This window comes from Acetomicrobium mobile (genome assembly GCF_937920065.1).
Map to the genome: position 1 here is coordinate 1 of NZ_CALETC010000294.1, position 11,552 is coordinate 11,552.

Genomic DNA, 11,552 nt, shown 5'->3' on the forward strand with positions numbered 1-11,552 from the left:
GCCCAAATTATATGAATGCCAAGCTGTTTGTAGCTTACCTATGAGGGATTGAAACCCTCAAGCTGCGCTATGTAGCGGTATAAATCAATGGGTTTGTAGCTTACCTATGAGGGATTGAAACCAAAAGACCTGCCCAAATTATATGAATGCCAAGCTGTTTGTAGCTTACCTATGAGGGATTGAAACTTAGATTAGTAATCCCAATTGGTTATCTATTAGAGGTTTGTAGCTTACCTATGAGGGATTGAAACACGCTTAGCCATCCTCGCCCTCCCTTCTGCTCTTTTTCTCGTTTGTAGCTTACCTATGAGGGATTGAAACCGAATATTAGCCCATAGACCGCTTTTCTCACTACCTAGTTTGTAGCTTACCTATGAGGGATTGAAACCAGGTTGATGCCCCAACCCTTAAAATATTTATAGCTGGTTTGTAGCTTACCTATGAGGGATTGAAACCGATAAAGCGTCCTATGTTGTCCATTTCGTAGCGAGTTTGTAGCTTACCTATGAGGGATTGAAACGCCAAAGATTACAGCGTCCTCGGCCAGCTCGATTGAAGTTTGTAGCTTACCTATGAGGGATTGAAACTCGGGTTAGGCGTTGTGTCGATAGGTAACATCTCCGGGTTTGTAGCTTACCTATGAGGGATTGAAACTATCTTGAGCATCATCGTAAAGTGCATCCCATATTTCAGTTTGTAGCTTACCTATGAGGGATTGAAACATTGTTTGGCAATGGGATATTTATGTAATTTAGATCGTGTTTGTAGCTTACCTATGAGGGATTGAAACCTATCTAACACTTTCTTAACCTTTATTACTATTGCCAGTTTGTAGCTTACCTATGAGGGATTGAAACTTCGATATTACATACAATGCTGAAGAGGTAATCACAGTTTGTAGCTTACCTATGAGGGATTGAAACAATATAGCTTGTGCGGTTCTTTCAGCCATATACCACAGTTTGTAGCTTACCTATGAGGGATTGAAACGTAAGAGTTGAGGACTTAGTTGGGTACTGGGTTGACGTTTGTAGCTTACCTATGAGGGATTGAAACATGCATACACACGAGCAGAGACAGGAAGAGGAAGAGGGTTTGTAGCTTACCTATGAGGGATTGAAACCTTCTATGAGTTGACCATAAACAACAATACATGTTGGTTTGTAGCTTACCTATGAGGGATTGAAACAGTTGTCTGCGTCCTTCTCGCCTTCTACAATAAAGAGTTTGTAGCTTACCTATGAGGGATTGAAACCTATTATTGATTTCTGAGTTTCTGGCGCAAGCTCACGTTTGTAGCTTACCTATGAGGGATTGAAACATGGTTTATTTGCTGTCCAGACGTCACGTTCTTCAGGTTTGTAGCTTACCTATGAGGGATTGAAACTTATTCTTGAAGTATTTAAGAATGTAACTAAAGAGCAAGTTTGTAGCTTACCTATGAGGGATTGAAACTCACAATTTTGTTGTCCCGTGCTTCCACCTTGGCCTCGTTTGTAGCTTACCTATGAGGGATTGAAACTTGTGTCGATAATGTTGAAGCGTCTATCGTGCCAAGTTTGTAGCTTACCTATGAGGGATTGAAACATGGTTTATTTGCTGTCCAGACGTCACGTTCTTCAGGTTTGTAGCTTACCTATGAGGGATTGAAACCGCCATTGGAGGCATAGCAGGGACTCTCGGTGCCGTGTTTGTAGCTTACCTATGAGGGATTGAAACATCCATGAAAGTATCTTTTTAATCTTTGCCCACAACTGTTTGTAGCCTACCTATGAGGGATTAGTGTCTATCATCGGATTTTTACTTTATGCGCTGTTCTGGCGTTAATAGCAATCGTTTAATACCCTTCCCAGTCTTGTTTTGTTAAAAGCACTAATTAGATTCTGGGAGGCAGAAGAAAAATGTGCAAGTTATTGGGAATGTGCCTCAATTTGCTTGTAAAACCAGATATCTCTTTTAGGGAGTCTCACCACAGGGGAGAACATAACCCTGATGGTTGGGGCATAACTTTTTACCCAGATGAATTTGCTCAGGTAATAAAAGAAGAAATTAGCGCTAAACAAAGCGACCTATCAAAATTTTTACAAGATTACCAGAAAGCCGAGGCTCGAATTTTTTTTTGGCCATGTAAGACATGCCAGCGGGGGAGTCGTAAGTCGCAAGAACGCTCACCCGTTTTACCGAGAACTGAATGGAAAAGAATATTTCTTTGCTCATAACGGAACGCTAAACCACGAAAATTTAGAGCTTGGCATGTTCAAACCTATAAGTGAAATGGATTCAAAAGCTGCCTTTTGTTATTTGTTGCATCGCATAGAAAATGCTCCTGCTAAGATATTAAAAAGCATGAATAAAAACAAATATTTCGATTGGTTAGCTGAAAGGTTAGAGGAGATCGACAAATATGGGAAGCCAAACTGTATATTTTCTGATGGGGAGTCTCTATTTAGCTATCGCGATAAAGACGGATATAACAGGCTTTGCTTCGTTCAGGGAAAATCTCCCTATGAGAAGATTAAGTTGGTTGATGAAGATTGGGTGGTGAGTCTTGCAGAGGTAAAACGACCGGATCAAGAGGGCTACATTATTGCTACAAAAGAATTAACAGAGGCAGAGCATTGGAAAAATTTTGAATGTGGCGAGCTTATTGTATTTACAAAGGGAAAGATTAAGTAATCAAATAAACGCGATATTCATGTATTATAATAAACAACGCGCATTAAAATTAAGAAATGCTCAAGAAGTTCGCGTTGATTGGGGCAAGGGCAACTATATAAAAAAATATACAGGACAAACAAGCAATAATTAAATAAAAACAAGCATCTTCTACCTTCTCCCGGCTGGCATTCATGTTGAGATAAATAGAAATAGGCTTACTTATATACCGCGTACGCAGATGAAATCTGCGATGTCGACCTTAACAAAACGCTTATATGGTTAGCAAATTTATGCAAGCCTACAACCATACAAATGGTCATGTCTTTGTAACTTATAGTATTGGAATTGCAAGATGTATCTTATCATCTTCATTTTAAAATACAGATAGGTGAAGCGAAATAATTTAAAAAACAAGTATTGAAGGTGAAGCTAGAATGGAACAATTTATAGTACAGATTAAACCATTAACGCCCCTGTGGACGGGTGATGCTGAAAGGAAATATTCGACTTTGAGAGAGACCGGCATCATTGGAAGCTTAAGGTGGTGGTACGAGGCTTTGATCAGGGGGCTGGGTGGAACAGCTTGCGACCCAACAAACTCTAAATGCGACGGAAAACATCATTGTGATGCATGTGAGTTATTCGGGTGTACGAGTTGGGCCAGAAAATTTAAGCTTGAAGTGAAAAAAAATAAAGGATCCGAATTAGCATTTGAATTTACGTCTATTAGAAAACTTGAAGATATCGAGTGGTTTTTGTTGTATAAAACTTTGGAAATAATCTCGGAATATGGAACAATTGGCGGGAAATTTGCAGATCCCAAATATGGAGTTATAGAAATACAAAAAAATAATAATAATATAGAAAAAATTATTTGCAAAAAGACAGATATTGATGTTTATTTTAAAAAGCAAAAGGAAGGAATATATAGTCCAAACCTATTAATGTTTATATTTTCAAATGACAACAAAATAATCAAAGAGGTTATTAATATGAAAAAGCTATTTCCTTATTTAAGAGGAGAGGAGAATAAGGGTAGAAAATATTGTTATAAAAAATTTAAGGACAAGGATAAAAAAATGAATAGATTTTTTCTTTATACGGATGATGCCGAACAATATCTAGGGATCAAACATTATATAGATAGTTTAGACATTAAATACATAGAAGGAAAAGAATTATTGGAGAAATTATTGGAGGAATTAAGATGAGTACTGATGATGCGATTATTCATGATTATTATCTTTTAGGTATTGAACCAAATAGCGAGCTTCAAGAAAAGATCTTAAACTTAGGTAATAAAAAACATGACATTATAGAAAAGAAGTCAGATGTAAAGCTTAAGGAATTTAATGAAGAAGATTTTAAAAAAATGCCAAGATATTCTATGCTCCTTAAAATTAAATTCATACTGAAAAGATCATACACAAGTAAAGGCGAGGGCGAATTCAATGTCATCGATAACAAGATATTTGAAAATCCTATCGTGCGGGATAAGCTGACAGGTTTACCAATGATAAGGTCATCTACCTGGAAGGGACATCTCAGATTTGCGGCGGGAAGAGTTAATGATTTGGATGGTAAAAATATCAACGAGATTACAAAGTCTGAAATTATCGAAAGGCTTTTCGGTTCTGAAACTACAAGCGAAGATACCGTAAAAGGGAGGCTTTATTTCTTCCCAACGTGTTTTGACAAAAAAGATGCAGAAAAAGACGTTATTACACCATTAAGCCGAACTACACGCACTCCGGTCTCGGGAAAAAGCCCCATAACTCTCGAGGTTGTAAAAGAAGGTGCAAAAGGTAAATTTCGTCTTCTGTATTTTCCATATCCCAGAGGCAAAATGTTTTCTAAAGAGCAGGTAAAGACGGATTTAATGTTTCTGACGGAAGCTTTAGAGTTGATGTTTTTTACTTACGGTTTTTCAGCCAAGAAAACAAGCGGGTTTGGAGTAATCGAACCTGATCCAACTGTAGTTGTTTCTTTGTGTTCTGACGAACAGCAAAAATCCAATACATGGAATCAAAAATTCAATGAGTGGAATGAATTTAAAAACTATATAAACAATCTGTGGAGTGGCGATCATGAATAAACTTATTTGCAAAATAAAATCCAAAGGGAAAGATATTTTAAAAGGTGAGATAGGAGCACTTCTTCATGATATCGGGAAGATGCATCCTGATTTTATCAGACATCAGTCAATCGAAAGAACAATAAGCTTCAGCCATGAAAATATTTGTAATTTTTTGGATCCAATTCTATATAGACATATATGTGATAGCGCGTTTGATTTCGCAATAACGACACCCAGCAATATAAAAAACCTTATCGAGCAACACCATGAGCAAGCCACAACAGATTGTATTGTAAAATATTTACAAAAATGTGATCGTAAAGATTCAGCGGATGATAAAGGCATAGTAAGAAGAAAGCAATCCATTGATAATACGATAATATCCTCACCTTTTGGTTACGAGAAAGAAAAGATAGATCTAAGCTGTCTCCAAAAAAGATTTGATGACCTGCAGAATAATTTAATTGAATTATTCAAAAACTGTAACAATATAATTAGTTTTAGAAAGTCATTAATCGACAATCTTAAAACAGCGTTTTCTCATGCCTTAGGAGAAACTAGGATCCCGGCAAATGACGTTACTCTGTGGGACCATTCATATTCAACTGCATCATTGTTTAAGACGATTTTAGCAGGCATCGCATGTGATGGATACAAAGATATGAATGACGTAAAATGGAGAATATTTGGCGTATGCTGGAATGGTGAAGATTTTATAAACCGTGGCAGAAAGATAGCGGATATACAAAAAAGAGCAGAAGTTATCGATAACATTAAAGAAATTATCAAGGATAAATTGGAGGTTGAGTTTCCTGTAGGCAATGTGATTTACGAGGACATAAACGGAATGTATTTTACATTCCCAGAATTAGGTGAAGATTCAAAAAGTTTGGCCAGCGATTGTGCAGAACTAATATTAAGGGAAATATACGACAAAAAGGATAGCGATAATGAATTGTGGCCATTTTTTACCTTAAGCAAACCATCAGGGTCACTGACCATCATTGCCAACGAGCTGAAACGTGTATATGAAAAAAGAAAAATTCCAAAAGTACATCCTTTTCTTTTAACTGAAGGAGGAGAAGAAGAACCAATTGAAATCCTGATTGATTTAGATAAAAAAGTTGAAAATAAAGAAAACGAAAGGTTGGATGTGTGCCCTATTTGCAGAATACGAACAAAAAGCGAAAAAGATGAAAGGTGTACAATTTGCGAAAATAGAAGAAGGGGAAGATTGGAGGAGTGGCTGAACAATAGACGGAAATCTGTCTGGATTGATGAAATTGCTGACAAAAACAACAGGGTCAGCTTGATTTCTTTAAGCTTCGACCTCGATAAGTGGCTGGACGGAACGATGATCGGCAGTATATTTAGTCAAACTTTTGAAGATTGGTATAAAAAAAACAATAACGCATTTTATGAGTTTATCGATTCAATTAAAGATAAAAATTTTGAGAAAATAGTAAATTCATTAACATTAAATTTTGCTCCTAGAAAAGATATAGTTTACAAAGTCCTAGAATTATTTTTTCTGCTGAAAGATACCTATAATAAAGAAGCAGCACAGTTATTAGATATGTTTTTTGAGGAACGTGTGGGCTTAAATGAAAAAACACTTTATAATCATTTAAAAAATATAGAAGAAAGGCTACAAACTAATACATTAACTAAAGAAAACCTTGGTTCATATTTTTTCACCCAAAACCCGTCTCCCGCGCGTATTTATAGAGTATGGCGTGAAACTCAGGAATTTTTTGAAACAGTTGTTGAAAAGATCGAACGTGATATATATAGATATAAGTGGAAAAGGATAGTATTTTCTGTAGATTACAACAAACTTCAGTCCGCATTAAAAAGAAGTGATAATAAGCTATCTGAAAAAACTCCTTATATCATTAGATTAGATGGCCCGGAACCTGAAGACCTCCTTGTACTTCACGTGGGAGATGGCAGATTCTATACAATAGAATCCCTCGAAAAGTACAGGTATGACAATACATTTGGAGAACAGGCTGTAGTTAAGTGTCTAAAGAAGGGATTTAAGCACCTTGCCTTAGAGAACAACCCTAACGAAAATTTGCTTGAAGTAAAGTATGATAATAGAGTAGAAGTAGAAATAGAAATAGAAGAATATATACCTTTAATAGAAATTACAATATCCCCCCTCTCCCTTCGGCTGATAGTGCCAACATTAGACTCCATAAAAATTACAGAGATGATAGCAACGCTTTATTCACAAAGATTTGAAAAAGTATTGGGCAAGTTGCCCCTAAGCGTGAAGATTTTGACGGCGAATAGAAAATTTCCCTTATACGTCCTTTTAGATGCCGAAAGAAGAATGCTTGACGACAGGGAGTTTAAAAAGCCTGTAAAAATGAAACCATGGTGGAACGTTTACGAAACGAAAAATGATGATTTTTTCAAATTCTATCCTACAAAATTGATCGGAGAAAACGAAAAATATACACTCGATGATTTATCATCAATTTCCAAGGAGAAACCTTTTAGTCTATATCCGGGCTATTTCGATTTCGATCTGCTTACTGCCACTACCGATAGATATAACATATATTACGAAGGCAGAAAAAGGGGAGAGGAGACTTACCGGCTTTATTCAAGAAGGCCCTACTATTTTTATCAAATTTCCATGATAAGGGAGCTATGGGATATATTATCTAATCTTTCAAGTTCTCAATTAAATAATATTGAAGAAGCACTAGCCACTAAGCTAAAAGAGTGGAGATATGTCGAAGATGGCAGCAACAAGACGGAAGTATTCATGCGATTTGCTGAAGCAACCATTAAAGATGCCTTTGGAAGTATATGGGATAGCTTGAGAGAAGAAACAAGATGCCTTTTCATAAATTCTTTGCTCAACGGTCTTTTAATGGACACTATATTTATTTTTAGACACATGATAAAGGAGGAGAAAGAAATTGGCGAATAATTTGAATCCTAAAAAGGTATTTGCGAGGGCCATTGATCCTATACACATAGGAGCAGGAGGCTACAGGTTAGGATTGGTAGACAACACGATCGTAAGGGATCCTGCTACAGACGTGCCAAAGATACCGGGTAGCTCGATTGCAGGTGTCACGAGGGAATACTACACCATATATGCAATGGAAAATGAGTGCACTTCCCAGGATGAAGCAAAAAAAAGAAAATGCGCTGAAGATGAGGCTAAAAAGATATTTGGAGACGAAAATAAAAAAGGAACATTGCGTTTTTACGATGGACAAATAATACTTTTTCCTGTTTCATCCCAAGAAGGAACTGTATGGATTACAACGAAAGAGCTCATGGAATATTGGTTCGATGAAGCAAAAAACGAGGATTCCAGTAACATTAACATTCCTCAAAAAGTTTGCGATAAAGCTTATTACATTGTTAAAGAAAACAAAGATAGCAGTCATTTAAAACAAGGAAATAAAGATAGCAGTTATTTAAAACTTGGATGGCTATTTCTGGAAACTGAAAAAGTTGACTCTGGTTGTCCTAAACGTCTTGCTTTGCGGAAAGAAATAGATAGCTGGACAGGAGATATTGTCATCATTTCTGAAAAGCTTTTTTCTCATATAGTAAACGACAATTTGGAAATAAGGACTTCCGTCAAGATAGATCCATCCACTGGAGCGGCCGAGCCGGGAAAACTGTTTACCTATGAAGCTATATCAAGGGGGACAGTCTTCGGGTTTGAGATTGGTGTAGATAAAGACGATAAAGTAGTTACCGGGATATTAAACAACGTTAGTCCTTACTTTGAATTCATCGGCATAGGCGGCATGGGAACCAGAGGTTTCGGCAGGCTTGAGTTGTTTTTCGATGGCAAAAACGACAAAGCAAGCGGAGACAGACCTTCACCGGCATAAAACAAGTATGTTTAACTTTGGTAAAGTTTTCTAAAATCAAAAAGGGTATCTTTAAGAGGTGAGAAAGATGATCAACCTGGACTATATGTGTATGAAACATGCTCAAATGATTGCAAATTCAGTAGAAACATCAGACAGTAAGAATATAAAAGACCTAGAAAGAAACTTAAGAAAAGCTTTAGGAGTACTAAAGGAAGACGGGGTTTACGCGATGTTTCTTTGACTCGAAAGTAAAGATAAAAATAATATAAGGACAAATTTAACCAATTTTTTAAATGATGATTATGATAGCATTAAAATACGTGAATATCTGCTAGGCAAAGACGAAAAATTTCAGACAAAATTTGATGATTTTTGTGGAGATCTGAAGACAGTTGCTGAAGACATCGATAAATTGCTGTTCATGAAAAAGATATTAGAGCGTACATTAATATATTCGTTACATCACGTAAAAGTCAAAGCCGGTGAGTGATATGTGGAAAGATATTGCAGTTTCGTTTAAATTGAAAAGCCCGCTTCACATTGGTTATATGCCCTTTAGGGGATCGGTCATTTCCCCGACAAGGTATTACGTTCCTGGGAGAAATTTGTGGGGAGCTATAACTAAACGTATAACAGAGCACTTATACGAAAATCCTGTAGATAATAATTATAAGGATATAGGTGCAACGGTTAAAGATAATTTTAGGTTCTCGTATCTTTATGTATACGATGGTATAAATATTTATTTTCCACTTTATACAGAACAGGGATTAAAGTATGGCAATATCTCACGATCGGAATTTGAGCACAGATTCATAGGAAGTCAAATATCCACGGCTATAGATAGTACCGGAACTGCAAAAAATGCAAGCTTGCATGAAATTGAATTCATTAATAATAAATTTAAAGATACAAATGGCAATATAAAAGATGTAAGGATTATAGGGTGTGTTTGGGTCAAAGAAAATGCTGAAATAGGTGATAAAACAGTAATAATATCCGACAAAGCAGAGATATTAATTGATGGATTTAATGTCATCGAAGAATTAATATTGGGCGGAGAATCGAAATATGGGTTCGGGCATGTATTATTTGATCCATCAGGTAGTGTAAAGTTTCCAATTGAGAGTGTTAAAGCAGAGGAATGTAAAATAGAAATCAACGATAATTATATTATTGCACATCTAAAGTACGATAAAACTATAAAATTTAAAGGAGATATCGAGCTTTTAACGGGGAGAGGTTATTACGATCCCAAGATTTCAGGTAGCGAGACAAGTAATAAGCCTGGCAGCGCAATATCTAAACCAGAGTTTTATTTTTCGCCAGGAACATATGTTGACTCCAGATCTACGACATATATAGTTAATTGGGATGGAACTTGGGAGTTTGATTAAGATATAACGCTCTTTGAAACAGCAGCCAAAAACTGCAACTTCGGAAATGTTGACCGCGTCAAGTTTTTGTAGGATTTTTAGGAACCACTCCCCTATATATCCTAAAGGGCAACGTTTTTAGGTCAGCTAAAAATCAAAACCGCTATGACATATGCCCTTTAAAGACGTGTATAAGGGCGTTACCTTTCCCCATGTTAAGTACCGTTATGGAGCCTATCTCGCTTGTAGCCGAACTAAAGATATCTTCTAAGTCTAATGTAAAGTTGTATTCTTTGTCTGTCTTTCTGCTTTCTTGGTCTTTTTCTTTTATGTGTTCTGCTTTCACTTTCCCACCGCTACAGATGTAGGCCCTCAAAGCAGACATGGCCTTTAAGCCCACCTTGCTCCAGGCCATCGCCCTGGAACTTAGCCTGGAGGAAAGTACGTGGCTTACGTGACATATTAGGGCTTGAGCTGCCGCAGTCTTCTTCGTTTCGAATGGTAATTGAATCCCAGTTGTTGGTCACATACCTCCTGAAGTCTACTATCCTTTTTCTTTCCCTTTCATCTGAGGCATCGTTTAACATATCTGGGGTGATCCTTTTAAAGGAATTCATGTCGTTTTCCCTTATGGCTTTGTATATTTCGTGTCTTTTTTCAGGTTGCCTTGCCATGGCTTCCAAGACGGCTTTATTTAAGTGGTATTTATCGAGCACTAACTTTGACTCGGGCAGCCAGCTTATACCTTCCTTTATCCGATTTGCACCATCTCCATGGATGTATATGTCTTTTATGTCCTTGGGGTCGTAATTTTCATATATCCTATCTGCTACCTCAAGCCAAAGCTCATCTGTGTCCTTTCCGTAACCGCTCATGCATATGGGGTTTATATAGCTGTTTTTAGATCCCTCTTTAAAGGTGCCCTCATATATGCAGATTAAAGGAACTGCCGTGCTTCTGCCCTCCTGCAGTGATACGTGGTCCTCGTCTGCATCTATGTGCAGTACATGCACGCTTCTTTTCTCGAGGGCCTCTCTCTTTAAGGCCTCCAGGTTTAAGCTGTGAATCTTGTTTTTTACCGTCTGCTTGGACAATTCACCCTCAGTTACGTTCATTTAAGCTTTTGGCGTAAAGACGACCTGCCGTTTCTACCAGCCTTATGGCCACAGCTTCAGTCAGCCTTTGACGTTTATCCAACCTCAATGCTTCGTCCATAGGGTATACGTATTTTTTATGCTTTTTGTCGAAGTAATAGGTCCTCTTGAAAGATATATCACCAAAGATGGTATAAACGCTTCTTTTGTCATCACGCCTCTCTACGACCAACCCTCTTTCCTTTCGAGACGATTTGTCCTTTAATATGGCTTCGTCTGTAATTTGAATGTAAGCTTTTATAAGCTCGCGGATAAAGGCCTTCATAATCCGAAACAATTCAGCTTCAATTTCCGCTAATGTCCTGACCTCGGAATTATCGAAGAATTCAAGCAACTCCTTGAAGAAGTTTATTGCTATTTGTAGTAAAATATCCTTGTTCACGTTGGGACCCTCCTTTATGAGTTTTTGTGTGTCACAAAGATTCTACCAAAA

The 11,552-nt window shown here is 37.1% G+C and carries 5 protein-coding genes, 2 pseudogenes and 1 CRISPR repeat array; of the genes and pseudogenes, 6 read left to right on the top strand and 1 reads right to left on the bottom strand.

Translation table 11 applies throughout. The features are described 5' to 3' along the window. Window positions 1-25: 25 nt before the first annotated feature. Window positions 26-1,786: a CRISPR direct-repeat array (repeat unit 30 nt; unit sequence GTTTGTAGCTTACCTATGAGGGATTGAAAC). 133 nt (window positions 1,787-1,919) lie between these two features. The 6 genes and pseudogenes from Q7P41_RS10735 to Q7P41_RS10760 all read left to right on the top strand — a co-directional run bounded on the left by Q7P41_RS10735 (window position 1,920) and on the right by Q7P41_RS10760 (window position 9,986). Further along, a pseudogene (locus tag Q7P41_RS10735) lies at window positions 1,920-2,676 on the top strand (class II glutamine amidotransferase). Between the two features lie 416 nt (window positions 2,677-3,092). After that, window positions 3,093-3,869 (top strand): type III-B CRISPR module RAMP protein Cmr1, encoded by a 777-nt coding sequence (cmr1, locus tag Q7P41_RS10740; RefSeq protein WP_303884163.1) that lies wholly within the window; start codon window positions 3,093-3,095, stop codon window positions 3,867-3,869. Next, window positions 3,866-4,753 carry an RAMP superfamily CRISPR-associated protein gene (locus tag Q7P41_RS10745; RefSeq protein ID WP_303884164.1) on the top strand — a complete coding sequence of 296 codons (888 nt, stop codon included), beginning with the start codon at window positions 3,866-3,868 and terminating at the stop codon, window positions 4,751-4,753. The genes cmr1 and Q7P41_RS10745 overlap by 4 nt, the downstream gene beginning before the upstream one ends. Then, entirely contained in the window at window positions 4,746-7,682 is a 2,937-nt protein-coding gene (locus Q7P41_RS10750; protein ID WP_303884165.1) for a CRISPR-associated protein Csx11, read from the top strand. Before Q7P41_RS10745 ends, Q7P41_RS10750 begins: the two co-directional genes overlap by 8 nt. Then, window positions 7,672-8,607 (top strand): type III-B CRISPR module RAMP protein Cmr4, encoded by a 936-nt coding sequence (gene cmr4, locus Q7P41_RS10755; RefSeq protein ID WP_303884166.1) that lies wholly within the window; start codon window positions 7,672-7,674, stop codon window positions 8,605-8,607. Before Q7P41_RS10750 ends, cmr4 begins: the two co-directional genes overlap by 11 nt. A gap of 473 nt (window positions 8,608-9,080) precedes the next feature. Continuing rightward, the gene (locus Q7P41_RS10760) at window positions 9,081-9,986 is read left to right on the top strand and encodes a hypothetical protein (protein WP_303884167.1); all 906 of its coding nucleotides are present in this window, start codon (window positions 9,081-9,083) and stop codon (window positions 9,984-9,986) included. A 126-nt stretch (window positions 9,987-10,112) separates the two neighbouring features. Here Q7P41_RS10760 and Q7P41_RS10765 read toward each other — a convergent pair. After that, window positions 10,113-11,501, bottom strand: a pseudogene (locus Q7P41_RS10765) (ISLre2 family transposase). Window positions 11,502-11,552: the final 51 nt, after the last annotated feature.

Coding starts and splice junctions, on each gene's coding strand:
- cmr1 (WP_303884163.1), top strand. CDS start 3,093: ATGGAACAATTTATAGTACAGATTAAACCATTAACGCCCCTGTGGACG.
- Q7P41_RS10745 (WP_303884164.1), top strand. CDS start 3,866: ATGAGTACTGATGATGCGATTATTCATGATTATTATCTTTTAGGTATT.
- Q7P41_RS10750 (WP_303884165.1), top strand. CDS start 4,746: ATGAATAAACTTATTTGCAAAATAAAATCCAAAGGGAAAGATATTTTA.
- Q7P41_RS10760 (WP_303884167.1), top strand. CDS start 9,081: ATGTGGAAAGATATTGCAGTTTCGTTTAAATTGAAAAGCCCGCTTCAC.